Annotated in this window: 19 protein-coding genes, 1 tRNA gene and 1 pseudogene; 9 read left to right on the forward strand and 12 right to left on the reverse strand. The window is 74.4% G+C overall.

Annotated elements, in window-relative coordinates; genetic code table 11:
* The 4 genes from ACH414_RS01160 to ACH414_RS01175 form a co-directional block, all read right to left on the reverse strand.
* Complete coding sequence (locus ACH414_RS01160; RefSeq protein ID WP_391768070.1) at positions 1–1,887, reverse strand: hypothetical protein; 1,887 nt, start codon at positions 1,885–1,887, stop codon at positions 1–3.
* Complete coding sequence (locus ACH414_RS01165) at positions 1,884–4,349, reverse strand: GMC family oxidoreductase (protein WP_398940510.1); 2,466 nt, start codon at positions 4,347–4,349, stop codon at positions 1,884–1,886. The genes ACH414_RS01160 and ACH414_RS01165 overlap by 4 nt, the downstream gene beginning before the upstream one ends.
* A 212-nt stretch (positions 4,350–4,561) precedes the next feature.
* The gene (locus ACH414_RS01170; protein ID WP_398940511.1) at positions 4,562–6,247 is read right to left on the reverse strand and encodes a DEAD/DEAH box helicase; all 1,686 of its coding nucleotides are present in this window, start codon (positions 6,245–6,247) and stop codon (positions 4,562–4,564) included.
* Between the two features lie 86 nt (positions 6,248–6,333).
* Positions 6,334–6,537 (reverse strand): cold-shock protein, encoded by a 204-nt coding sequence (locus ACH414_RS01175; RefSeq protein WP_382544740.1) that lies wholly within the window; start codon positions 6,535–6,537, stop codon positions 6,334–6,336.
* Positions 6,538–6,794: 257 nt separating this feature from the next.
* Here ACH414_RS01175 and ACH414_RS01180 point away from each other — a divergent pair.
* Positions 6,795–6,882: transfer RNA gene (locus ACH414_RS01180), tRNA-Leu, on the forward strand.
* 35 nt (positions 6,883–6,917) lie between these two features.
* Here ACH414_RS01180 and ACH414_RS01185 read toward each other — a convergent pair.
* On the reverse strand, positions 6,918–7,658 hold the full coding sequence (locus ACH414_RS01185; protein WP_398940512.1) for a hypothetical protein: 741 nt from the start codon (positions 7,656–7,658) through the stop codon (positions 6,918–6,920).
* A gap of 135 nt (positions 7,659–7,793) precedes the next feature.
* Between ACH414_RS01185 and ACH414_RS01190 the strand changes: the two genes are divergently transcribed.
* Entirely contained in the window at positions 7,794–8,975 is a 1,182-nt protein-coding gene (locus tag ACH414_RS01190) for an alpha/beta hydrolase family protein (RefSeq protein ID WP_398940513.1), read from the forward strand.
* A 69-nt stretch (positions 8,976–9,044) separates the two neighbouring features.
* Here the strand turns inward: ACH414_RS01190 and ACH414_RS01195 are convergent, their stop codons facing one another.
* Positions 9,045–9,635 carry a cysteine hydrolase family protein gene (locus ACH414_RS01195; protein WP_382544731.1) on the reverse strand — a complete coding sequence of 197 codons (591 nt, stop codon included), beginning with the start codon at positions 9,633–9,635 and terminating at the stop codon, positions 9,045–9,047.
* 175 nt (positions 9,636–9,810) lie between these two features.
* Between ACH414_RS01195 and ACH414_RS01200 the strand changes: the two genes are divergently transcribed.
* Together ACH414_RS01200 and ACH414_RS01205 are read left to right on the forward strand one after the other, a co-directional pair.
* On the forward strand, positions 9,811–10,140 hold the full coding sequence (locus tag ACH414_RS01200; RefSeq protein ID WP_398940514.1) for a metalloregulator ArsR/SmtB family transcription factor: 330 nt from the start codon (positions 9,811–9,813) through the stop codon (positions 10,138–10,140).
* Positions 10,137–10,907 (forward strand): DUF2071 domain-containing protein, encoded by a 771-nt coding sequence (locus tag ACH414_RS01205; RefSeq protein WP_398940515.1) that lies wholly within the window; start codon positions 10,137–10,139, stop codon positions 10,905–10,907. Before ACH414_RS01200 ends, ACH414_RS01205 begins: the two co-directional genes overlap by 4 nt.
* Before the next feature lie 137 nt (positions 10,908–11,044).
* On the opposite strand, the gene ACH414_RS01210 is transcribed toward ACH414_RS01205, so the two are convergent.
* Positions 11,045–11,995, reverse strand: a complete 951-nt coding sequence (locus ACH414_RS01210; RefSeq protein WP_382544723.1) for an aminoglycoside phosphotransferase family protein — start codon at positions 11,993–11,995, stop codon at positions 11,045–11,047.
* 92 nt (positions 11,996–12,087) lie between these two features.
* On the opposite strand from ACH414_RS01210, the gene ACH414_RS01215 reads away from it, so the two are divergent.
* Positions 12,088–12,813 (forward strand): DUF1524 domain-containing protein, encoded by a 726-nt coding sequence (locus ACH414_RS01215; protein ID WP_398940516.1) that lies wholly within the window; start codon positions 12,088–12,090, stop codon positions 12,811–12,813.
* 45 nt (positions 12,814–12,858) lie between these two features.
* On the opposite strand, the pseudogene ACH414_RS01220 reads toward ACH414_RS01215, so the two are convergent.
* Positions 12,859–13,620, reverse strand: a pseudogene (locus ACH414_RS01220) (collagenase); the annotation flags it as partial.
* 337 nt (positions 13,621–13,957) lie between these two features.
* The gene (locus ACH414_RS01225) at positions 13,958–14,452 is read right to left on the reverse strand and encodes a GNAT family N-acetyltransferase (RefSeq protein WP_398940517.1); all 495 of its coding nucleotides are present in this window, start codon (positions 14,450–14,452) and stop codon (positions 13,958–13,960) included.
* Between the two features lie 213 nt (positions 14,453–14,665).
* Between ACH414_RS01225 and ACH414_RS01230 the strand changes: the two genes are divergently transcribed.
* The 4 genes from ACH414_RS01230 to ACH414_RS01245 all read left to right on the forward strand — a co-directional run bounded on the left by ACH414_RS01230 (position 14,666) and on the right by ACH414_RS01245 (position 19,335).
* Positions 14,666–14,776: a class III lanthipeptide gene (locus ACH414_RS01230; RefSeq protein WP_382544714.1), complete on the forward strand. Its 111-nt coding sequence runs from the start codon at positions 14,666–14,668 to the stop codon at positions 14,774–14,776.
* 55 nt (positions 14,777–14,831) lie between these two features.
* Complete coding sequence (locus ACH414_RS01235) at positions 14,832–14,942, forward strand: class III lanthipeptide (RefSeq protein WP_382544711.1); 111 nt, start codon at positions 14,832–14,834, stop codon at positions 14,940–14,942.
* Positions 14,943–15,055: 113 nt separating this feature from the next.
* The gene (gene lanKC, locus ACH414_RS01240; RefSeq protein WP_382544708.1) at positions 15,056–17,770 is read left to right on the forward strand and encodes a class III lanthionine synthetase LanKC; all 2,715 of its coding nucleotides are present in this window, start codon (positions 15,056–15,058) and stop codon (positions 17,768–17,770) included.
* Entirely contained in the window at positions 17,767–19,335 is a 1,569-nt protein-coding gene (locus ACH414_RS01245) for an ATP-binding cassette domain-containing protein (protein ID WP_398940518.1), read from the forward strand. Before lanKC ends, ACH414_RS01245 begins: the two co-directional genes overlap by 4 nt.
* 58 nt (positions 19,336–19,393) lie before the next feature.
* Here ACH414_RS01245 and ACH414_RS01250 read toward each other — a convergent pair whose 3' ends face one another.
* The 3 genes from ACH414_RS01250 to ACH414_RS01260 all read right to left on the reverse strand — a co-directional run bounded on the left by ACH414_RS01250 (position 19,394) and on the right by ACH414_RS01260 (position 24,330).
* Positions 19,394–22,324, reverse strand: coding sequence for an AAA family ATPase (locus ACH414_RS01250; protein WP_398940519.1), 2,931 nt, complete (start codon positions 22,322–22,324; stop codon positions 19,394–19,396).
* 150 nt (positions 22,325–22,474) lie between these two features.
* Positions 22,475–23,116, reverse strand: a complete 642-nt coding sequence (locus tag ACH414_RS01255) for a response regulator (RefSeq protein WP_382544701.1) — start codon at positions 23,114–23,116, stop codon at positions 22,475–22,477.
* Positions 23,104–24,330, reverse strand: a complete 1,227-nt coding sequence (locus ACH414_RS01260) for a sensor histidine kinase (protein ID WP_382544698.1) — start codon at positions 24,328–24,330, stop codon at positions 23,104–23,106. Before ACH414_RS01260 ends, ACH414_RS01255 begins: the two co-directional genes overlap by 13 nt.
* Positions 24,331–24,482: the final 152 nt, after the last annotated feature.

The following is a 24,482-nucleotide window of genomic DNA, read 5'->3' on the forward strand; positions in this document are numbered from 1 at the left end:
TCACGCTCCCCGGGAGATCACGAAGGGGTCCTCGATCAGCCGCACCACCGGCTCCTCGACGGGCACCGGCCGTTTCGCCGCCACCAGGCTCCGCGCCCCCGGCGAGCCCTCGGCCCTCCGGTACAGCCCGCCCGTCGGGTCGTCCCGCAGCTCCCAGTCACGGCAGACCGCCGCCATGGCCAACGGATGGACGGTCAGATCGCCGCCCGGCGCGATGTGCAGACGCAGGAAGCCCTTGTGGTCCTCGATGGACTGGCCGGACATCTGCCACTCCGCCACCTCGCCCCCGCGCGCGGACAGCACCCACAGCGCGAAGACGCCCGAGCCCACCACCGCGCCGACCACACCGGCCACGCCCAGACACACCAGCAGCACGACCCAGCCGTGCCACGACGCCGGGAAGGGCAGCGCCACGGTGACGGCCAGCGCCGCCAGCGCCACCACGGTCTGCGACAGCGCCGCGACCGCCGCCCGCGAGGGCGGCGAGGCCCTCCGCCGCCGCAGCAGCCGGCCGAGGAACCCGAGCAGCAGCAACGCCCCGGCCACGCCCAGACACACCCCGCCGAAGCCCCAGAAGTCGCCGACACCGGCCCGGCGCACGGCGTCGACGGGCCTCGTCACCCCCCGCGCCAGGGCGAAGAGGAAGCTCAGCAGAAGGAAGAGCACGGCGTGCACGCCCGCGCACAGCGGCGCGAAGCCCGGATTGCGCCACGGCAGCCAGCGCCCCGACCACGGCACCGCGATGCCCCGCGCGAGCCGCCGGGACTCGGCGGCGTCCGGGTAGGTGGCGGCCATCCGGGCGAACTCCACCGGCGGATCGTCCTTGTCGCGCAGCCGCGCCCCGAACGGAGGCAGCGGCAGCACCGGCGGCAGCCGGTGGGTCGCCGCCAGATACGCGCCGCCGAGCCCGCACGTCACCATCTGGCGCCGCCGAGGGTCGGCGCCCGGCTCACCGGGCGGCTCGCCCGGCAGGCGCTCGGCGTACCGCGCGTAATGGTGGCGGTCGCCGGTCAGCCACAGGCGCACGGACGCGCCCGTCGGCCTGCGCTCCCCGGAGTCCCGGTCGACACGGTGGCGGACCACGTTCCGGTCGAACCAGTGCAGGGCGTTGAACGCGTCGGGTTCCCCGGTCGCGCTCTTCAGCCAGGTCGGCTCGGCCGAGCAGACGATCACCCCGTCGCCTGGCCGCAGGTTCGCCGACAGGTGCTCCTCGAAGTAGCGCAGCTGCGGGTCGTCGAAGTACGTGCCGAGCTGGCTGTCCAGACCCGCCAGCCACCACCCCTCGGGCAGCCGCACACAGAAGTAGCTGCGCCGCTGCCGGGTCTGCCAGCCGCCGAGCGCCCGCCCCTGCGTGAACATCCGCAGGAAGGCGGTGAGCCCGTCGTACCAGTCGTGGTTCCCCGGCAGCGCGACCAGCAGCGGCGGGTCCGCCGCCGCGGGCAGGGCGGCGCGGTACGGACCCTTCATCCGGTCCTCGTAGCCCTGCGCCGAAGCCGTCGGGTACACCTCGTCGCCGCCGAGGACCAGCAGGGAGCCACGCGGCAGCCGCAGCGGCCGCGCCCCGGCGCCCGCCCCCGCGGGAGCGACCGGGAGCTCCGCCTGCGCCAGCGCCCACGCCACCGAGGCCGTCGCGTCGAAACCGTCGCCGACGTCCGCCACGAAGTCGAACCACAGCCCTCCCGCCCCGGCCGCGCCGGGCGGGGCCTCCAGCAGCTCGGCGTCCAGCACCCCCTGGAACTCGCGCTTGTCGGCGTAGCCGGCGAAGACGGCCGCGAGGACCACCTTGACAGCCGTCCGCGCCAGTTCCCTGGGGGCCAGCCACCGCACCGGCTCCTGCGGGGTGAAGCCGAGCTCGTCGGCGTGCCCGCGCAGCTCGCGCACCCTCACGCGGACTCACCGGCCGATGCGAGGTGCGCGCCGTACACGCCCCACAACTCGCCCAGGAACAGGCGCCCGAAGCCCTCCAGGGCCCGTGCGGGATGCGGGCCCGAGGCCCGGAACGTGGTCAGCTGCTTGACGAAGTCGGCCTTCAGGATGACGAGGACGCCCGCGCCGAGCACCGTGGCCCCGGCGTCGCCGCCCTCGGCGACATGCCCGGACAGCACCCGGACGTACAGCGTCGAGGTGTCGCTCCAGACGTCGAAGCCGGGGTCGTCGTGCACCTCCTTGCGGCCGACGAGCGTGAGCGGATTGCCGCCCGGGTCGCGCAGGTGCAGCCGGTACAGCATCCGGCGCCGGGTGGGGTCGCCGTCGCGGGTGAACAGGTTGAACCAGCCCGCCTCCACCGGCAGCCGCCCGCCGAGGAGGTCGCACTCCACGTGTCCGACCGCCCCGGCCCGGTGCCGGGGGTCCGCGACGAAGCGGTCGACGTCGTCCGCCGTGATCGTGAGGCGGAACATCATCCGCTGGTCCCGCGTCCGGCCGAGCGCCTGCCCCTCCTCGGGGTCGGCGACACCGAGCGCCAGATGCCCCTTCATCTCCTCGGTGAAGGACAGACTGGTGGGCCGCTCGCCGCCCGCGGCCGCCGGAGCCGACGCCGCCGCGGCGGCCGGCGTGCCGGCCGCCGTCGCCGTCGCCGGGCGCCTGACGTGCATCTCCAGGATCCGGCGGCAGGCGCGGTCGGCGAAGGCGGCGATGGTCAGCGAGGGGTTGGCACCCACCGGGCCCGGCAGCACCGCGCCGTCGAGGACGTAGAGCCCCGGATGCCCGAAGACCTCGCCGTACGCGTCGCAGACGCCCTCGCCCGGATGGCGGCCCATCGGCGCGCCGCCGAGCGGATGGACGGTGATCACCCGGCGCGTCCACCACAGCGGGTTGTCGTGGAAGACGCCGCCGAGCGCCTCGGCCACGTCCCCCATGGTCCGGCGCACCCGCTCGAAGTAGCCGCGCGAGGTGAGCGTCGTCCAGTCGACGTCCAGATAGCCCCGGCGCAGGCTCATCCGGCCGTCCGGGACGTCCCGGCCCATGCCGAGCAGCGGAAGCGCCGAGTCGGAGAACGCCCCGGGGCCGAGGAGCTGCGCGAGCCGCCCGCTGATGTTGCTCCGCGGACCGCGGCCCAGCCGGGAGCGGAGCCGGTCCAGACCGAAGCCGACGGCGCGGCGGGCGCTGCCCGGCAGCTGCGCCGACTCGGCGAGCCAGGCCACGAAGGCCGGGTAGCCGGCGTCCTCGACGTAGTGGCCGCGCCCGGTCGAACCGTCGCCGTCGAGCTCGTCGCCGACCCGGATGGCGCTGGTGATCACGGGTCCCCTGCTGCCGTCCAGGTGCCGCGGTCCCGTCCCGGCCGCGCCGCCGGCCGCGTCGAGCACCAGGCCGAGCAGGTCCCCGTTGCCGCTGAAGCGGGTGCCGAGGGCCGAACCGAGCCCGGGCAGCGCGGCGCGGTTACGCAGCAGCAGGAACGTCGTGCCGAAGGAGCCGGCCGCGAGGACGAGCCGCCGGCAGCGGACGGTGTGGAGCGGCAGCCGGTCGGTGGCGGTGCGGTGGCCCTCCCTGGCCGGGTCGTGGACGACGTACCGCACCTCGTAGCCGCCGCCGGGCCGCGGGGCGAAGCCGCGCACCTCGCAGCGGGTGCGGATCTCGGCGCCGAGGTGGCGGGCGGCGGACAGATAGGTGTGGTCGAGGGTGTTCTTGGCGCCGTAGTTGCAGCCGACGTCGCATTCGCCGGTCAGCCGGCAGGTCTCCCGGGGCAGGCCGTGGATGTTGCCGTACGCCGGCTCGGGGAGCGGGGCGCCGGGCACCGGGGGAGCGTCGGGCGGGGAGGCGAAGGAGACGGCGAGCGGCGGCCGGGACAGGTCCAGACGCAGCCGGACGGCGGCCTCGCGCAGGGCGACGGTCTTGGGGGTGTCCTCGTACGGGTACGGGGTGGCGCCGAGCATCCGCTCGACCCGCTCGTAGTGCGGGTCGAGGTCGCCCCGTCCGATCGGCCAGTTCTCGTACCCGCCGCCCGGCAGCGGCGACTCGTGGACGAACCACTTCTCGTCCTTGCGCAGCAGCACGTTGGCGTAGATCAGCGAGCCGCCGCCGAGCCCGCTGGAGACCACGCCCTCAAGGCCGCGGAAGGACCAGATGTCGAACAGTCCGTGCAGTCCCTCGCTGGGGTCCCAGAAGTTGCGGGCCGTCCCCGCGGGCGTCCGGGGGAAGCTCCCCGGCGGATAGGGCCGGCCCCGCTCCAGGACGAGGACGGAGAGGCCGCCCTCGGCGAGCTGGTGGGCCGCGACCGAACCGCCGAAGCCGGAGCCGACCACGACGACGTCCACCTCGGCGGGTGTTCCGCCCCGCCTTCCGGTCTGCGTTCCGCCCTGCGTTTCGGCAGCGACCTCGGCCGTCAGGTCGGCATCGGCTTCGTGCCTCATCGGCGATCCCCTTACGGGCGACTCAGGACATTTCGTCCCTTATCGACGCTAGGCTCTCGCGCTCGACCGCACCAAGCGGGCGGGGCGTCCGGGGGACGGGTCGGGTCGGGGAGTCCGCTGGTCGGGCCGGTGAAGCACGAAGCTCCCGGCGATACGGGTGACCCCGGGGGAGGACCCGTACCGCCGGGAGCTTCGACGGGAGCCGCCGTGTCTCAGCTCGCGGCGCCGCGTCGGCCGCCCCTGCGGGCGGAGTCGCCGCGGCCGCGGGCGGCACCGGAGCCGCCGCCGGCGCCGCCGGAGGACGCACCCCGGCCGGAGCCGCGGCCGCCGGCCCGGCGCTCGCCGGCCTGGCCGCCGCCCTGGCCGCCGCCGGCGGCCGAACGTCCGGCGGAACGGGGCGCCGCGCCGGTCGCCGCGCCGGAACCGCCTGCGGGGCGGCGACGGCGGGACCGGGTGCCGGGCTCGTCGGTGGACGCGGTGCCGCTCTTCGGACCGCTGGTGGCGCGGTTCTTCGGCGCCTCGCCCGTGCCGCCGGCCCTGGCGGAGGACCTCGGGCCGGACCTGCGGGCCGGGCGCCCGGCCTTCGGCGGCGTGGGCGCGGGGACCTCCAGGGTGACCGGGACGCCGGAGGGCTCGCGGGCGCCGGTGATCTCCGTCAGCTGCGGGTCGCCCGAGGTGACGCGGGTGGTCCGGGGGCTGATGCCGGCGTGCGTCATCAGCTGGGCGACCTCGCGCTTCTGCTCCGGCAGGACCAGCGTGACCACGCTGCCCGAGGTGCCGGCGCGGGCGGTCCGGCCGCCCCGGTGGAGGTAGTCCTTGTGGTCGGTCGGCGGATCGACGTTCACCACGAGGTCGAGGTCGTCGATGTGTATGCCCCGGGCCGCGACGTTCGTGGCGACCAGCGCGGTCACCTGGCCGTTCTTGAACTGGTCCAGGGTGCGGGTCCGCTGGTTCTGCGAACGGCCGCCGTGCAGGGCGGCCGCCGCGACACCGGCGGTCAGCAGGCGCTTGGCGAGCCGGTCCGCGGCCCGCTTGGTGTCGATGAAGAGGATGACCCGGCCGTCGCGCGCCGCGATGCGCGTCGTGACGGCCTTCTTGTCGGTCTCGTCCGGGACGTGCAGCACGTGGTGCTCCATCGCGGTCACCGAGGCCGCGGACGGGTCCGTGGAGTGCACGACGGGGTCGCTCAGGAAGCGCTGGACCAGCCGGTCGATGTTGCCGTCCAGGGTCGCCGAGAACAGCATGTGCTGACCGCCCGGCCGCACCCGCTGGATCAGCTTGGTGATCTGCGGCAGGAAGCCCATGTCGGTCATCTGGTCGGCCTCGTCGAGGACCGTGATCCGCACCTGGTCGAGCACGCAGTCCCCGCGCTCCACGAGGTCGTTGAGCCGGCCCGGGGTCGCCACCAGCACCTCGGCGCCGCGCCGCAGCGCGCCCGCCTGCTTGGTCACGGACAGTCCGCCGACCACGGTGGTCAGTCGGAGGTTGACCGCGGTCGCGTACGGGGTGAGCGAGTCCGTCACCTGCTGGGCGAGCTCACGGGTGGGCACCATCACCAGCGCGAGGGGAGCCTTCGGCTCGGCCCGCAGCCCGGCGGTGCGCGCGAGCAGCGCGAGACCGAACGCGAGCGTCTTGCCCGAGCCCGTGCGCCCCCGGCCGAGCAGGTCGCGCCCGGCGAGCGAGTCCGGCAGCGTGGCGGCCTGGATGGGGAAGGGCGCGGTGACACCCTGCGCGGTGAGCGTCTTCAGCAGCGCCGCGGGCATGTCGAGGTCGGCGAAGTCGGCGACGGGAGGGAGTGCGGGGGTCGTGCTCTCCGGCAGCCGGAACTCCCTCGGCGGCGCCGCGGAGGGAGTGGTCGACTTGGCGCGCCGGTTCGGCTTCTGGGGCCTGCGGGACATGCGGGGGCTACCTTCCTGGAAACAGCGCAACGCCGGGGTCCGCACCGAATCGGTGCGGACCCCGGCGAGCAGATATCGTCCGTCGATCAGGCGGGGACGATGTTCTCCGCCTGCGGGCCCTTCTGGCCCTGCGTGACGTCGAAGGAAACCCGCTGGCCCTCGAGGAGCTCACGGAAGCCCGACGTGGCGATGTTCGAGTAGTGGGCGAAGACGTCCGGGCCGCCGCCGTCCTGCTCGATGAAGCCGAAGCCCTTTTCCGAGTTGAACCACTTCACGGTTCCCTGTGCCATGACCTTCTCCTTCTGTAGGCAGAGGCCCCATCCGGAGATGCCGGAAAAACAAAATGCGCCTGAGGAGAAGTATTCCCGTCAGACGCAAGAGGTTCATGGGTACCACAACTGCAACGCGCCCAGCCTAACACAGGTGGGGCCGCGAGGGGGATGGCCGGCCCGACCGGGCTGACCACGGGAAACGTGGGTGAAAGGCCCTCCGAACGCCTGGTAGATTGATCTACGTCGCCGCGGGACACCGCGTCGGCGGCACACCTGTCCGGGTGGCGGAATGGCAGACGCGCTAGCTTGAGGTGCTAGTGCCCTTTATCGGGCGTGGGGGTTCAAGTCCCCCCTCGGACACCACGAAGAACCCCAGTCGACCTGGGGTTCTTCTGTTTTCACCCGCCGGTTCCCGACCGCTCCCAGGCCGTCGTGAGGCCGTCCAGCCAGGCCGGCGGCAGCTCGGCGGCGTCCCACTCGTCCCGCAGCGGGGCCGGGTCGTCGGCGAGGCGTTCCAGGACGGCGATGCTGGTGGGGGAGTGGACCAGGGAGTAGCGGCCGTGGATCGCGATGGCGCTGCCCGGCCCGTACTCCTCGTAGAGGCGCTCCAGACGCGGGCGGTGGGTCGTGGCGAAATCGGTGAGGCGCCCGGGGTAGCCGGCCCGCTGCCGGGAGGTCAGGGTGGCGAGCAGGGCCTTGAGCACCTGGTCGGTGGCCTCGGGGTCGAGGTCGGACACATCGGTGAAGGACAGGTACAGCGGCAGCACCGCCACCTTCGCCCGCTCCAGCTCCATCCGGCCGACGGGCGGCCGGTCGTCCGCCGAGCGGTCCGGCACCCCGGCGGCGACGGCCCGCCGCAGGGCCTCCTCGGCGATCCGGTCCAGGCCGTCGGCGAGGGACCGGGCCCCGTCGAGCCAGCCCGACCCGTACGGCTCGCCCTTCTCCTGCGGCGCCTCGCGCCCGAGGGCCTCGACCTCCTGGCGGGCGAGGGCGAGCGCACCGGCCTCGACGAGCCCGATCAGCTCCTCCGCGTCGCCGGAGTAGACGCCCGCGCGGGCCAGGAGCTGGACGAGCGTCGTGCGCGCGTTGAGAACGCTGGCCGCGTCCAGCTGCTGCCGTCCTCCGTCGTGGGCGTTCATGGTTCCTCCTCGTCGCATGGGGGGCAGCGGCCCGAGCGTACGCGGAAGCGTCAGACTTCCGGGGTACGCCCCCGCCTTCGCGTTACGACCGTGGGGGGACGTGTACCCCAGGCCCGCCGACATAGCGTCACCCCCATGATCACACTGACGCGGGCGGCCACGGCCGCCCTCCTCGCCTGTGCCGTCGCCTTACCCGCGACCGCCCTGCCCGCCTCCGCCGCCGCACCCGCCGTCACGGCGTCCGCCGCGGCCGATCCGGCCCCCGCTCCGCTCCAACTGCCCGCCCCCACCGGCACGGAGCGCGTGGGCAGCTCCGTCCTCCATCTCGTCGACCGGTCCCGCAAGGACCCCTGGGTGCCCTCGGCCGACGGCCGCGAGCTCATGGTGACGCTCCATTACCCGGCGGCCCGCAGGGGGCACGGCGCCCCCGCCCCGTACGCGACCGAGAACGAGGCCCGACTGCTGCTGCGGGGCGTGCAGGTCGAGGACCCCGCCGCCGCCCGCGCCCTGGCCGGCATGGGCACGTACAGCGAGCGGGACCTGCGCCCCGCGCCCGGGCGGCACCCGCTGGTGCTGCTCTCGCCCGGCTTCGGCGTCCCGCGCTTCACCCTCACCAGCCTGGCCGTGGAGCTGGCCTCGCGCGGCTATGTCGTCGCGTCCGTCGACCACGCCTACGAGACCTCGGGCACCGAACTGCCCGACGGGCGCGTCCTCACCTGTGTGGCCTGCACGGCCCTGGAGGGCGGGACGCACGGCAGTGTCGTCACCGCCGCCCGTGCGGCGGACGTGCGCTTCCTCCTCGACCGGCTGACCGGCCCGCGCGCCGCGTGGCGGTACGCGGCGGCGATCGACCGGAGCAGGATCGGCATGGCGGGGCACTCCATCGGCGGCGCCGCCGCCGCGAAGGCGATGCTCGGCGACCGCCGGATCGACGCCGGGGTCAACATGGACGGCTCGTTCTGGGACACCCTGCCCGCGAAGGGGCTCGGCGGGCGTCCGTTCCTGCTGCTCGGCACCGACGACGAGACGCACCGGCCCGGCGGCGTCGACACGACCTGGGACGCCACCTGGCCGGTGCTCGGCGGCTGGAAGCGCTGGCTCACGGTGGCCGGGACCGACCACTTCTCCTTCTCCGACGGCCCGGTGCTGCAGCGTCACTTCGGCCTGCCCGCGGGGGACATCCCGGCGGACCGGGCGCTCGCCGTCACCCGGGCGTACGTCGCCGCGTTCTTCGACCGGAGCCTGCGGGGCGAGGAGCGGCGGCTGCTCGCGGGGCCGAGCCCGCTGTACCCCGAGGTGCGGTTCAACCAGCCCTGATCCGGGGCCCGCACGGACGGGTCCGGGGGCGGTCCCCCGCGCCGCCCCCGGACCCGTGTGCGGCGCCGCTCAGGCCAGCGAGGCACCGGTCGGGACGACGGTCCCGTACAGGTCCCCGATGGTCGCGAGCGCGCCCCGGTGCAGCTGCTCGGCGGACACCTCGCCGGCGGCGGTCGCCAGCGGCCGGGTGGCGCAGGCGTCGGCGACGACGGTCGGGCGGTCGCCGCGCAGGAACGCCGCCGCGGTCGTGAAGGCGACGCACATGTGGGTCATGAAGCCGGCGACGACGAGGTCCTTGGTGCCGGCCGCGTCGAGCCGCTCGGCCAGGTCCGTGCCGACGAACGCGTCCGGCACGGTCTTCACCACGACGGCCTCGCCCTCGACGGGGGCCACCCGGGGGTGGATCCGCCCGATCTCCGCGCGGATGTCGTACGGGGTGCCCTCGCCCCCGTCGTTGACGACGTGCACGACCTTCGCGCCCGCCGCCCGGGCCCTGGCCAGCAGGTCGGCGGCGGAGTCGAGGGCCGCCTCCCAGCCGTCGAGCTCCATCACGCCGCGCGTGTAGGTGTTCTGGTAGTCGATCAGGAGCAGCGTGGCGTCGGCGAGCGAGGCGGGGGTCTCGTCGAAGCCGTTGAGTTCACGCAGGGTGGTGCGGGGCATGGCGGGCCTTTCGCAGGGAACGTGCAGGTGGGAGCCGGTCCGGGCGAGGGCCCGGCGGCATGTCTCCACGCTAGGGAGGCGCCCTGCGTGTCGGCAATGTCATGTGACTTGCAGATCCGGACATCGGGCTCGGGATGCGTTGTTAGCTACTTAGCCAAGGTGCTAAAAAGATCCCGTGAGCGAACCACGCGAACCAGACGCCGACGCGGGGGTGTTCCGCGCCCTCGCCGATCCCACCCGGCGGCAGATCCTCGAAGACCTCCGCGGCGCCGGAGAACTCGCCGCGGGCGAGATCGCCGGCCGCTTCGCCATCAGCGCCCCGTCCATCTCCCGCCACCTCGGCGTGCTCAAGGGCGCCGGACTCGTCGCCGAGCGGCGCGACGGCAACCGCATCCTCTACTCGCTCGTCGAGGACCGGCTGGCCACCAGCGTCGGGCGCTTCCTCAGCGCCGTGTGCCCCGAGCAGATCGTCCTGCGCCACACCACTTGGAAGAAGGACGCATGAAACCCCCGCGCCTCGCCTCCGTCATCGAACGGCGCCTCCTCGTCAACTACCGCGTCGACCCCGAAGCCGTCGCTCCCCTGCTCCCCGCTCCGCTGCGCCCGCAGCTGGTCCGTGGCCACGCCGTCGCCGGCATCTGCCTGCTGCGGCTCGGTTCGGTGCGGCCCGCCTGGGCGCCCGCCGCCGTCGGGCTGCGCAGCGAGAACGCCGCCCACCGCATCGCCGTCGAGTGGGACGGCCCGGACGGCGTGGAGACCGGGGTCTACATCCCGCGCCGCGACACCGCCTCGCGCGTCAACCAGTGGGCCGGCGGCCGGATCTTCCCCGGCGAGCACAGCCACGCCGACTTCGAGGTCCGGGAGACCCCCGAGGTGCTCCGCGTGGCCTACGCGACGCGCGACGGGGACACCCGCGTCGACGTCACCGCCGAGGTCACCGAACGGCTGGAGGGCAGCGAGCTGTTCGCCGACCTCGACGAGGCCTCCGCCTTCTTCCGCAACGGAAGCAAGGGCTACTCGGCGACGAGCTCCGGCGCCTTCCTGGACGGCATGCAGCTGCGCACGGACGCGTGGCGCATCGATCCGGGCCGCGTCACCGCCGCCCGGTCCAGCTACTTCGACGACCCCGAGCGCTTCCCGCCGGGCAGCGCGACGCTCGACTCGGTCCTCGTCATGCGCGACGTCCCGGTCCACTGGCGGCCGCTTCCCGCGATGACGACGTCGGGGGCGGTGCGGGCGGCGGCGCCGGACGCCCTGACCTGCGCCGGCTGACACCGAGCGCGCCGGGCTACGGGCAGGGGTCGCCGAACCGGCCGGCGAAGGAGCGGTCCTCGGCTGGAGCGGGTCGGTCAGCAGTTCCGCGGGTCGGTCAGCAGTCCCGTGGGTCGGTCAGCAGTCCCGTGGGTCGGTCAGCAGTCCCGTGGGTCGGTCAGCAGTTCCGCGAACCGGTCCGCGAAGAGCATCAGCCCGTCGAGCTCCGCCCCGCCGCGCGCGATCCGCAGCCCGTGCCTGCGCCCCCAGAACGCGGCCTGCACCACGTGCAACTGCGCCCAGCGCCGGACGCGTTCGGGATCGAGCCCGGCGGCCTCCGCGTACACGTCCATCACGCGGAAGGCGGCCGCGCGCGGATCCCCGGCCCCCAGGAAGCGCGGCGCACGCGTCTTCAGGAACGTCCCGGCGTCGTACGCGGGATCACCGGCGTACCCCTTGGGGTCGACCGCGAGCCACGGTTCGCGCTCGGCCCGCAGCACGTTCCGGGCGTGCAGGTCGCCGTGGACGAGGGTGTCCGGCTGCACCCGGCCCAGCTCCCGTACGGTCGCCACCGCGGCGTCCACCACACGGCGCGGCATCGTGTGAGCGAGCTCCCCGGCGTCCCGCCGCAGCTCCTCCTCCCACTGCCCGGCCCGCTCGCTCAGCCGGGGCAGCCCGGGCGGCGCGGGGACGGCCAGCCGGCGCCCGAGCAGGCCCGCGACCCGGGCCGCCTCGTCGCCGTCCGCGAGTTCCTCCAGGGTCGAGGTGCCGACCCGCTCCAGGAGCATCGCGAAGCGCTCGTCGTCCCGCTCGTGCAGGTGCACCGCACCCCGGCCGCCCCACACGGCGAAGGCGTCGGGCTCGTGCACGTTGCCCGGGTGCGGGAACGACACCTTGAGCACGGCCCGCCGCCCCTCCGGATCCGCGGCGGGACGCCGTACGGGCACGATCACCCCGACGCCCCCGTGCAGCACCGCTCCGTCCGGCTCGCAGCCCCAGCGGTCGAGGAGTTCGGCGACGAGCCCGGGCAGCCGGGCCGTCCACTCGGCCCCCGGCCCGCCCTCGCGCGCGACGGTGCTCCGTACGAACTCCTCGGGAATCACGATCATCCGGGCACCCTACGCGCCGGGCGGTGCGCCGCGGCCCGCACGTCGTACGCTGCCGAGCGTACGAATGTCAGGCGGAGGGGTGGGTCCGGCTCATGGGGCGTCAGAAGCGGCTGCGCATATCGGGATCGGTGGTGGCGGCCCTGCTCGCCCTCGCGGGCTGCTCGGGCGGGGGCGCCGGCACCCCGCACGCCCCCGGCGACGCCAAGGGGAGGCCGTCGGCGTCCGCCGCGGGCCGGGGCGGCGCACCGGCGGCCGGCGACGGCACGCTCCCGGGCCTGCCGACCGCGGCGCAGGCCCGCACCCAGCTCGCCGCGCTGAAGGTCAAGCGCCGCGGCTCGATGACCGGCTACAGCCGCGACCGCTTTCCCCACTGGGCCGAACAGGGCGACAGCTGCAACACCCGCGAGGCCGTCCTCGAACGCGACGGCACGGGTGTGCGGCGGGACGCCGAGTGCCGTGCCGTCGCGGGCCGCTGGACCAGCGTCTACGACGGGAGGACCTTCACGAGGGCGTCCGGTCTGGACGTCGACCACACCGTGCCGCTGGCCGAGGCCTGGCGTTCCGGCGCGAACACCTGGACCCAGGAGAAGCGCAGGGCCTTCGCCAACGACCTCGCCCACCCGCAGCTGATCGCCGTCTCCGCCGTCTCCAACCGCTCCAAGGGCGACCAGGGCCCCGACGAGTGGCAGCCGCCGTCCCGGGCGTACTGGTGCACGTACGCCCGGTCCTGGACCTCGGTCAAGTCCGTGTACGGGCTCTCGGTGACGGCGGCCGAGAAGAGCACCCTGGGGCGGATGCTGGCCACCTGCGGGAACTGACGCCGAGGGAGCGCCGCGGCGCGCCGTCCGTGGTGCGGGTCAGGCGCCCGCCGCCACGGCCGTCAGCCAGGCGTTCCAGTCGCTCTCGTAGTCCAGCGAGGTGAGGTGGGCGCGCGCGGCGGCCCAGTTGCCGCCGCGGTAGTGGCCGAGCACGGCGGCCACGTCGTCCGGGTGCCGCTCGACCATGTAACGGGCGGCGAGGTAGCCCCAGTTGTAGGTGCGGCTGACGTCGCTGTTGTCGTAGGTCGTGTCGAACAGCGTGCGCAGGGAGTACGTGTGCTTGCCGGCCTCGGCGAGCGCGTTGGTGTAGGGGACGCCGCGGTACGAGTAGGAGACGTACTCCGCGAGGCCCTCGACCCACCACACGGTGGGGGTGGTCTGACCGGCGCCGAAGTCGCCGTACATGTCGAAGCGGCCGTCGAGGTAGTGCGTGTACTCGTGGTTGAGGTTCCAGATCTGCCAGCCGGGGCTGACGTCGGTGCGCTCGTAGCAGATGAACCGCGGCTGGTTGCCGGACTTGGCGGGGTCGCCCTCCAGGTACATGCCGCCGTTGTCGGTGTCGATGCCGTAGATCCGGCCGGCGTAGGTCTTGTAGTCGGCGCTGGAGTTGAAGACGTCGACTTCCAGCGTGGTGTTGTGGTCGTTCGCGACCGGGCCCGAGTCCTTGACCACGCCGTGGAAGAAGGCGTCCTGGGCGGCCAGGCTCGCGCAGGTCGCCGTCAGCTGCGCCTGCGTCATCTCCTGGGCCCGGATCCGCAGCGACGGGCTGCAGTCGAAGACGATCGGCAGGATCCGCGACTCCAGCCTGCCGCCGCTCGCCGCGGGCGCTCCGGGAGCGCCCTGGACCTGGCCGTGGGCCGGGCGCAGGCCCGGGTCCGCGAAGACGTGGTCGGGCTTGGGTTCGCCCTGGGGGGCCTGCGCCGCCTGGGCGGGGGAGGCTGCGGCGGCCGCTATGAGCAGGGCGGTGGCGAGGGCCATGATGCGCAAGACGACTCCTGGGGAGGGGAGTTGGACCCCGTCGACGACGGGCTGCGCTGTAAAATGGCACATGTCACATGGCTTTTCAATGAGATGCGCAGGAAAGGCCCCGGAAGCGATCCGCTTCCGGGGCCTTCGTCATCACCTGTCCCAGGCCGCGTCCGGCCTAGGCCGTCCCCGCCCCCAGCGCCTTCACCATCAGCAACTCCCGGGTGCGCCCGCCGGGCAGCAGCCCGCCGGGCCGGCCCGCGGGGGTGAAGCCGTGGCGGGAGTACAGGGCGATCGCCGGGGTGTTGCCGGGGATCACGCCCAGTCGCAGGCTTCCCGCGCCCGAACGGACCGCCCACGCCTCGACCGCGGCGATCAGGCGGTCCCCGACGCCCCGGCCGCGGGCCCGGGGGCCGACCCACACCGAGCGCAGCTCGTGGGCGCCGTCGGCCACCACCAGGCCCGCCGCCATCCCCACGGCCCGCCCGTCGAGCAGCGCGACCACACCGTACGATCCGGGCGCCGCCAGCCGGGCACGCCAGCGCTCCTCCCCGCCGTGCGGCCAGTCGGCCAGGCTCGCCTTGAACGCCTCCGGGGAGTCCGCCAGCGCGGCCAGGCGGGCGTCCCGCCACAGGGGCCAGTCGGCGGTCGTGACCTCACGCAGCAGCACCATGCGTCCCAGTGTGCCGCGCCGACCCCGTACCACCACCATTCCCGCCGGCCGGGCACCCGCCTTTCCTGGGGGACGCGCGCCGGAATTATGGGGTCCGAGCTCCCATGTGCCCTCCGGACGGATCGCGTTGACTTGCGCATGTCGCTCGGCGCCGAACGGCAGACGGAAACCCACAGCGTGCGCACCCCGCGCACACGACCAGGAGGAGACGACATGAGCGTCCTCAAGCTCCAGAACCTGCAGCCCCGCACCACCTCCAGCAAGGCCGCGAGCATCTCCCTCACCAGCTCCGGCTCGGACTGCTGCAAGAACGACCCGCAGTAATCGCCGGCGCGGCCGGTTCGCTCCGGTCCCGCGCTCACGACACTGAGGAGACGACATGAGCGTCCTCAAACTCCAGAACCTGCAGCCCCGTACCACCGCCGCCCAGGCGGGAACCTGCTCCCTCACGAGCAGCGCCGCGGACTGCTGCAAGAACGATCAGGAGTAGTCACCAGCACGGCCGGCACGGTCCGGGCGGGGGCGGAACGTCCCCCGCCCGGACCGTGGCCACATCGCCCTGCCGCTGCCGTCGGCGGCACCTCGACGACCACAGAGGCTGACATGCGCGACCAACGATGGGTCCACCGCTTTCTCTTCGCCTGGAACGACACCCTCTTCTTCGACCCGCTCGACGTGTACTACAAGCCGAGGAAGGACCACTTCCTGGCCGACCTCGACGAGCGGACCCGGGCGCGTTTCGTACGCAGCGGAATCTGGTGGAGCCATCGGCACAACCCCGACCTGCCGCAGCAGGGCTGGAAGATCCACGTGTCGGCCGGCCACCGCCAGGTGCGGGAGGTCGCGGCGACGGTGATCGGCCACCTGGTCAGCCGGGAGATCGACTTCAAGATCGCGCTCGACCTCAACGTCTACGAGATGCTCAACTCCAAGGCCATGTCCCGGGGGAGCGGGGGCAAGCTGCTCACCGTCTACCCGCGCGACGAGGACGAATTCAGGACGTGCCTCGCCGACCTGGCCCGCCTCCTGGAGGGGGCGGAGGGCGCGTACGTGCTCTCCGACCTGCGCTATCGGGACAGCAAGTCGCTGTACTTCCGCTACGGCCAGCTCCTGTCCACCCACACCGTCGACATCCTCGGGCGCAAGATCCCGCACATCCTGGGGCCCGACGGTCAGCCCGAAGCCGACGACCGGCGGGTCGGGAACACCCACCCCTGGTGGGTGCCCTGGCCGTTCACCGACTGGAAGCCCGCCGAGGAGGCCGAGGGGGAGGGCCTTCTCGGCGGCCGCTTCCGCGTCACCGGAGCCCTCCAGTTCTCCAACAGCGGCGGCGTGTACACCGCCGAGGACACCCTGGACGACGACCGCAGGGTGGTCCTCAAGGAGGCCCGCCCGCACACCAACCTCAACCCGCGCCGCGGCTACGACGCCGTCGACATGCTCGGCCGCGAGTGGATGTTCCTCAACCGGCTCGCCGACGTCGAGGCCTACCCGGACCCGATCGCCCGCTTCCGGCACTGGGAACACCACTACATCGCGGAGGAGTTCGTCGACCGCACCGACATCCGCTCCGTGCTGCTCGAACACAACCCGCTCGCCCGGCCCGGCTTCGACCCCGCGCGCTCCCGCGAGTTCCTCCGCATCTTCATCACCGTCTTCCGCGGCCTCGCCCGCGCCATCGGCGCCGCGCACGAACGCGGCGTCGTCCTCGGCGACTTCACTCCGGCGAACCTGCTGATCGACCCGGAGACCTACGACGTGACCATCGTCGACCTGGAGACCTGCCGGCTCGTCGAGGGCACCGCCGCGCAGCCCGCCGACGCGGGACTCGACCAGCCCGTCGAGCTCTACACCCCCGGCTTCAGCCTCTCCCGCCGCGGCTTCAAGGCCGCCGGCGTCGAGGGCGACCTCTTCTCCCTCGCCTCGACGATGGCGTACTTCGTCTTCCCGATCGCGGCCATGTCGTACCTGCGCGAGGACGTCCTCGACACGTACAAGACCTTCTTCGACGGCCTGGGCTGGCCCGAGCGGGTCCACCGGCTGGTCACCGACCTCGCCGCCGCCCGGGTCAGCCTGGCGGACGTCGTCGAGATCCTCGACGCACAGGAGGCGGAGCTGCTCGCGCAGGTCGCGTCCGTGCGTCCGCTCCGGCCGGTCGCGGAGCTGCCCGGGCTGCGCGAGACGGAGGCCGGCGTCGCCGCCTTCGTCGAGGCCGCCGCGGACACCGACCGGGCCACGCTCTTCCCCGTCGACCCGTTCGCGCACGTCACCAACCCGCTCAGCCTCGGCTTCGGCGCGAGCGGCGTGCTGTGGGCGCTGAACGCCTCCGGGGTCCCCATCCGGCACGAGTGGCGCGACTGGCTGCGCCAGCAGCTGACCAGGATCGAGCTGGACGCCTACCCCGACGGCCTCATGAGCGGCCTCGCCGGCATCGCCTGGTCCGCCGAGTCGCTCGGCCTCGGCCGCCAGGCCAAGGAGCTCCTCGGCCACGCCAACCGACGCGCCACCGAGACCGCCGACCACACCTTCTACTACGGCCTGTCCGGCATCGGCATGACCAACCTGCGCTTCTACCTGCGCGGCGGAGACCCGGGCGACCTGGCCGCGGCGAAGGACTGCGCCCGCGTCCTCCTCGACACCGTCCAGCGGGACGGCCGGCGCGCCTACTGGCTCAACGACTTCTCGGAGGAGGGCCCGCTGACCGGGCTCGGCTTCGGGCAGGCCGGCGTGGCGATGTTCCTCCTCCGGATGCACCAGGTCACCGGCGAACAGCGCTACCTCGAACTCGGCCGGGACGCGCTCGCCTGGGAGATGGCCCACGCCCGGCCCCTGGAGGACAGCGGCCTGATCATGTTCGAGCACGAAGGGACCATGGAGCCGTACATCGAGGTGGGATCCGCGGGCGTGGCGCAGGTGCTGCTGCGCTACGGCGACCTCGACTCGGCGCGGAACGTGCTGCGCGCCCTCGACGTCGGCCACTCCGTGCTCCCCGGCTACTCCTTCGGGATGAGCGGGATCGCCGACGCCCTCTTCGACGCCGCGCGGATCACCGGCGACGACTCCTACCGCGAGACGGCCCTGCGCCAGCTCGACTTCGTCCGCGACGTGTTCCTCTTCGAACCCGCCGCCCGTTTCGAGGTGCCCCGCCGCGACGGCGTCACCCCGCTCGGCGTCCCCGGCGAGGGCCTGCTGCGCTGCTCCACCGACTACCTCACGGGCTCCGCCGGCGTGCTGCGGGTGCTGCACCGCGCCAACCACGGAGGCACGGCGGACTTCCTCCTCGACGAGCTCGACCGGCACGACGGGACGTCCCGGTGAAGCAGATCTGGCGCACCCTGCGCGGCCACCAGCGCCCCTTCGTCGGGATCCTCGTCGGCGAGGCCCTCTTCGGCGGGACCGAGGCCCTGCTGCACCCGCTGCTGCTCAAGGCCCTGTTCGACCAGGCGATCCTCACCGCGGACTTCCGCAGGTTCCTCTTCCTCGGCGGCTGCTACCTGCTCCTCGGCCTGACCCTCAACCTCTCCGGCTACGGGCTCGGCCTGTGGCGCAAGCGGTTCGAGAACGCCTTCGTCCTCCGCCTGGAGACGGAACTCCTCGGCCGCACCCTCGGTCTCGACGGGCGGAAGGTGTCCGAGGAGGGCAACGCCTCCTACGTCAGCCGCATCCACAACGACGTCCGCGAGGGCGTGCTGCCGGCCGTCGACGTCTGCATCCGCATCGCCCGCCAGGCCTGCGCCTCCGTCGTCTTCCTCGGCGTCCTGCTCTACCTGTCCTGGCAGGCCAGCCTCATCCTGCTGGTGATCATTCCGCCGCTGGTCCTCGTCAGCAACGACCTGGCCCGGAGGATCGAGAAGAACACCGACCCCGAGCGCGAGGCCGAGGCGCGGTACGTCAACACCCTCACCCGCACCCTGGAGGCCTTCCACGCCCTGCGCGGGCTGCGGTCGCTCCTGCCCGGGGCCCGCGCCGCCAACCAGGAGGCGCTGCGCGGCTTCCTCGGCCTCACCTACGCCAACTACCGCCTCGCCCAGCGGCAGCGGACGCTCAGCGACCTGGTGATGAACCTGTCGGACACGGCGTCGATGGTCATCGGAGCCTTCTTCGTCTTCAGCGGCCGGATGTCCTTCGGCAGCTTCCTCGCCTTCGTCAACTCGCTGTGGCGGGCCGTCAACGGCATCTTCGACCTCGTCAACATGATCCCGCAGACCCGCCGCAACACGGCCGTCCTCAAGCGGATCGAGAGCCTGCGCGGCGCCGAGACGGCCCCGTACCACGACGAGGGCCCCCTCGTCCTGGTCCGCGGCGCGCGCGTCCGGTACGGAGCCGAGGGCGGCGCCGACGGGGAGGGCGAGAGCGCCACCTCCGTGGCGATCCCCGACTTCGGCCTCCGGCCCGGCGAGCGCGTGCTGCTCCGCGGCCCCAACGGCTGCGGCAAGACGACCCTGTTGCACATCGTCGCCGGGACCCTGGCCCCGGACAGCGGCACGGTCACCCTGCCGCCCCGGGTCGCCAGCCTGACCTCCCCGGTCCATCTGCCGCCGCTGCCCGTGCGCGAGCTCGTCACCGACCAGCGGCTGCGCACCGCCATGGGCCTGGACGACCTCGCCGACCAGCTCCCCTCGGAGCTCTCCTCCGGCCAGCGCCAGCGCCTCGGCGTGGCCGCGCTCCTCGGCGAGGACGCCGACGTCTACCTCGCCGACGAGCCCTTCGCCAACCTGGACGACGCCGGCCGCGCCCTGGTCCTGCACATGCTGCGCGAGCGCACCGAGGGCCGCGCCCTGCTGGTCGTGCACCACGGTGACGAGGACCTCGACAGCGGCTTCGACCGGGTGGTGAACCTGGCGGTGGCGGACGTGCCGGGGAACGTGGTCAGCCGGGCGTGACGGGAAGGCGCGACCGGTGAGGGGCGGGCGGGTCGGGTGACCCGCCCGCCCCGTCCTGTCAGGCCGGGCCGACCACCAGCTCACGGGCCGCCGAGGCGAAGGCCGCCCGGGTCGGGTGGCCGGTCTTCTGCAGCAGGCTCGAGACGTGCTTCTCCACGGTGCGGGGGGAGATGTGCAGCCGACCCGCGATGTCACGGTTGCCGAATCGTTCCGCCAGGAGTCTCGCCACCTCGAACTCCCGCACGGTGATGCCACAGCGGCGCAGCCCCGGCGGCACCCGATCGGCCCCCGACCGCCGCTGCCGGACCGGCGCGCCCATCCCGCGCAGCAGGGCACGGCAGGCGCCCGCCGGGGCCGGCAGGGCGGCGCCGTGGAAGTACTCCTCGGCCTCGCGCAGCCACTCCACCGGCGTGCCCCAGCCGTCCTCGTACGCCGCACGCGCCACCAGCCGCAGACACAGGTGGCGGATCACCGGGTAGGGCCCGGCCGCGTCGAGCGCGAGCGCGGCGGCCGCCGTCGCCTCGCCGGGACGGCCCTCCCGGCCGAGCAGCACGGCCTGCGCGAGGCCCACGAACGGGCGGTTCCAGCGCGCGCCGGCCGCGCTCGCCGCCGCGACGCCCGCGTGGTGCCGCCACCCCATGCGCCCGGCCAGCACCCCCAGCAGCAGGACGACACCGTGGCGGCCGAACTCGCCGGTCGCCGGATTCTCCGCGTCGTACGCGAGGGCCTGGGCGAACTCCCGCTCCGCGGCCTCGTGGTCCTCCTCCAGGAGCGAGCAGAACGCCCGGGCGAGCCCGTACGCCATCGGCCGCACCCCCGGCGCCGCCTCCATCAGCGGGGCGAGCCGCCCCAGCGCCTCGCCCAGCTCGGCGCGCCGTCCCTGGTGGGCCCACCGCACCGCGTCGGCGAGCCGCCACCGGGACAGCGCCCGGCCCAGGCCCAGCCGGGACGCGTCGGCGATCCCCTCGTGGACCAGCTCCCCGGCGGCGTCGAACGCGCAGCGCCGCACCCGGTCGAGGGCCAGCTCCACCCCCGCCTCGTGCGCGATCGGCAGCAGCCCCGCCCGCAGGGCCTCGGCCCTGGCCCGCTCCACCGGCGCCATCCGCCCGTCACGGCGCGCCTCGAAGCGGGCCAGGCCGAGGTCGGCGGAGAGCCGCAGTTCGGGGAGGCGGTGCGCCTCGGCGAGCGCGCGGGCCTCCTCCAGACGGGCCGGCGCGGCCGTCCCGTCGTGTTCGCCCACCAGTCGCGCCAGGGCGAGCAGGGCCCGGCAGGCCAGCTCGGGACGGCCGGCGCGGTGGGCCGCCTCGACGGCCCGCCGGGCCGACTCCTCGGCGGTGCGCAGCCGTTCGGGCGCGAGCCGCCCCGGCTCCACGGCCGCCGCCGCGAGCTCCACGCGGGCGACGGCCTCGTCGTCGTCGCCGACCAGGCGCCGGGCCAGATCGAGCTCCCGCAGCCCCTCCCGCGGCCGTCCGGCCAGGACCTGGATCTCGGCGAGCCTGGCGTGCAGGCCCGCGCGCCGGGCGGCGGGCAGGGCGAGTCCCGCGGGGACCGCGCATCCCCCGGCCGGCCAGGGCTCCGCCTCCGGCACGGTCGGGCCGGGCTCCCACGGCAGCCGCTCCAGCCGGCCCGAGCACGCGACCGTGTCCAGGAGCTCTTCGAGGAGCGTCGCGTGGGGCTCCGGGGCGGCGTCCGGGTCGGACAGGCGGTGGGCCCTGGTGAGCAGGTCGAGGGCATGGTCGGGGGCGCCGTCGGCGGTCGCCCGCCGGGCCGCCTCGGTATAGCGGCGGACGGCCTCGGCGGTGTCGCCCGCGCGCTCGTGGAGTTCCGCCGCGCGGGCGCACCAGGCGCCGGGCAGACCGGGGTGCAGCGCGGTGAGGGCACGGGCCGCGCGCCGGGCGTACCCGGCGTGTTCGACGGGGCCGAGGGTCTCCCGTAACGCCTCGGCCGCCAGCGGATACCGGAAGGCGTACCAGTCCGTGCCGGGGCCGTCCGGGACGACGAGCGAGGCGGCGGTCGCGGCGCCCAGCAGGCCGGACAGCTCGGCCTCGGCGCAGCCGATCGCCTCCCGCAGCACCGGGAGCGGGAAGCGGGGGCCCAACTGGGCCGCCAGGTCGAGGAGTTCCCCGCCGCGGGGGCCGAGGCGCGCGGCGCGCAGCCGCAGGTTCGCGGCGAGGCCGCCGAGGCCGTGGATGAGCTCCTTGGCCACGAAGGGCAGCCCCGCGCCGCCGGTCGCCGCGCGCTGGACGAGCGCGGGGCTCACCTCCTCGGGGGCGACCCCCAGTTCGGCGGCGACGAGCCGGCGTACCGCCGAGCTGCCCAGCGGCGCCAGGTCGACGACGACGGCGACCCCGTCCTGGCGGGCCCGGGCCGCGAGCGCGACGGCGCCGCAGGGGCCGCGCTCGGCGGTGAGCAGCAGCAGGGCCGGCAGGTGGCCGAGGTTGTCGAGGAGGTACTCGACGACCGCGAGGGTCCCCGCATCGGCCTCGTGCAGGTCGTCGAGGACGAGCAGACAGCCCCGGCCCCGGCCGACGACGGCGATCAGCCGCAGCACCGCCTCGGCGACCAGCAGGGGCGAGTCGGCGGACACGTCCGCGCCCCGCGGGTCGGACAGCAGCCGGGCGAGGACCGGTCCGTAGGGGCCCAGGGCGTCGGGGCCCGGTGCCTCGGGGCCCGGCGCCGGCTCGGCGCGGTGGAGCGCGAGCAGCACCTCCACCAGCGGCCGGTAGGGGACGGTGGCACCCACCGTGCCGGCCCGGCCACGGGCCGTGGCCATGCCCGCGTCCCGGGCCGCCGCGATCGCCTCGGCGGCCAGCCGGGTCTTGCCGACGCCCGGCTCGCCGGTGACGACCACCGTCCCGCCGCGCCCGGTCCGGGCGGCTGCCAGCGCGTCCGCGATCCGCCCCATCTCGGTTCCCCGGCCCACGAGATGGCCTCCGTGCAGGGGGGCGTGGTCCGGGACCGGGGTGGTACAGGCGTACGGATTCGTCATCTGCCTCTCCAGGGGGGTGAGGGAAGAGGGAGTTCGGAACGCGGCCGGCGCCGTGGCGATCGGCCGCGTCTGCCGGGCTCGACCCTAGGAAGGGGGGCCCTGCCCCCTGCAGCCGTCCGTTTGGGGGGCTTGCGGGGCCCCCGCCCGTGCTCAGACCCCGTCGATGCTGTCCTCGCGGACCCGTACCGCGAGGTCGATCTTCGTGTACGCGGGGCGGCCCGCCTGCTGGTATTTGGCCTTGACCCGGTCCAGGTAGTCCTTGGCCGTGTGCACCGTGATCCCGGCCCGGCGCGCGGCCGATTTCAGGGTCATTCCGGAGGCGTAATCGACCAGGATCTGACGTTCTCTGGGGGAGAGCCGCGGCCGGGAGGGGCTGTTGTCGTGCGCGCAGGCGAAGGCGAGTTCGGGGGAGTGGGCGCCGTGCCCGGCCACGACGTCCTTGATCGCCGCGACCAGGGTCGGCAGGTCGTTGTCCTTGGTGAGGTAGCCGTCGGCGCCCGCCCGCACCGCCTCGATGATCCGGGTCCGGTCGGGGACGGTGCTGATCATCAGGACCCGGCTGCCGGAGCGCAGCACGTGCCGGATGTTGTCGGCGGGCACCGAGCCGTCCCGGAGCAGCAGGTCGAGGAGGACGATGTCGGGCGGGAGGTGCGGGCCCGAGGTGAGGAGTTCGCCGACGGTCGACGCCGTCGCCACCACCCGCAGTTCGGGGACCTGGCCCAGCCAGGAGCGCATGCCGTCGATGAGCATCCGGTCGTCGTCGACGACGGCGACGGTGATCACCCGGGCCATCTCAGCTCCACCCGCACGCCCTCGCCGGGGGCGCTGTCGACGGTGGCGCGGCCGCCGACCTCGGCCATCCGGCCGTGCACCGAGCGGCGCAGCCCGAGCCCGGGTGTCACGCGCTCGGGGTCGAAGCCGGGCCCCCGGTCGACCACGGTCACGACGGCGCCCCGGGGCCCGCCCGGGTCCCCGTCGGAGCCGTCGGCGCTGCCTTCGGTGCCGTCGCAACCCCCGGGCCCGGCGGCTCCGACGGCGGTGAGGTAGGCGTGTCCGGTGCCCGCGTGCCGCCGTACGTTGTTGAGGGCCTCCCGCGCCGCGTCGGCGAACGCCGCCGCGACCTCAGGGGGGACCGCGGGCAGCTCGTGGTACTGGGCGGTGACCTTCAGCTGGAGGCTCTCCACGGAGCTGACCGCCTCTTCGAGGGCGGCGCCCATCTCGGGATGGTGGACCTCGTCGGCGGTCTGCTGGATCAGCCGGCGCAGATACGCGGCCTCCTTGGCGCACCGCTCGCGCACCTCCGGGGCGTTGGCGTCGATGCCGCCGGCCGCGAGGGTGGTGAGGGTGGCCAGAACGGTGTCGTGCAGGGCCCGGTGGTGCTGGAGGCGCTCGGCGTACCGCGCCTTCTGCGTCTCGGCGGCCAGCGCCCGCGCGTTGGCCTCGTCGAGCAGCCGGCCCTGCCGGCGCAGGTACCACCAGAAGACCCAGGTCATCACGGCGGAGGACAGCAGCGAGTTGACGTGGCCGCCGAGCACGGCCCGACTGGCGCCCACCAGGTGATAGCCGATCAGATGGGTGCCGACGAGCAGGGCGAGCGCCGTGAGCGCCTGCAGCCGGGGGAGCGCCACCGACACCACGCCGCTGGCCGAGCCGCCGAGCAGCATCGCCCAGCCGAGCGCGGGGGTCTCCCGCACCCCGCCCCAGGCGTACAGCGCCAGGGGCAGCAGACAGCCGGTGACCAGCACGTCCGCCCAGACGTGGCGCGGGTCGAACCAGCCGCGGGTGAGCGCCGCCCCGTACAGCAGGAGGCTCAGCCCCAGGGCCGCGGCGAGCCCGAGGTACTGCGCGGGATGGTCCTGACGGTGCTGGGCGACCGCGAGCACGCCGACCGTGAGATGGCTCCCCCGGTAGAGGAGCGTGGCCAGAATCAGGAAGGACTGCGCGCGTTGGAGCCCCGAGCCCACTCCGGTCGCCCGCCGCAGCACTCGTATCCGCTCGATCGCCAAGGACCCCACCGGCAAGACCACGCCCCTCCGCGCCCGCTACCGTCGCCTTCGCCCCGCATTCTGCCTGAGCGAGATCCAGCCGACAGGGCTTCTACCAGCCGTTTTGTGGGCGGCGTGAAGGTCGTGTGCGGGAGCTGTGCGAGGCCCTCGGG

The organism is Streptomyces sp. NPDC020422 (genome assembly GCF_044386705.1).
In the GTDB taxonomy this organism is placed as follows: Bacteria; Actinomycetota; Actinomycetes; order Streptomycetales; family Streptomycetaceae; genus Streptomyces.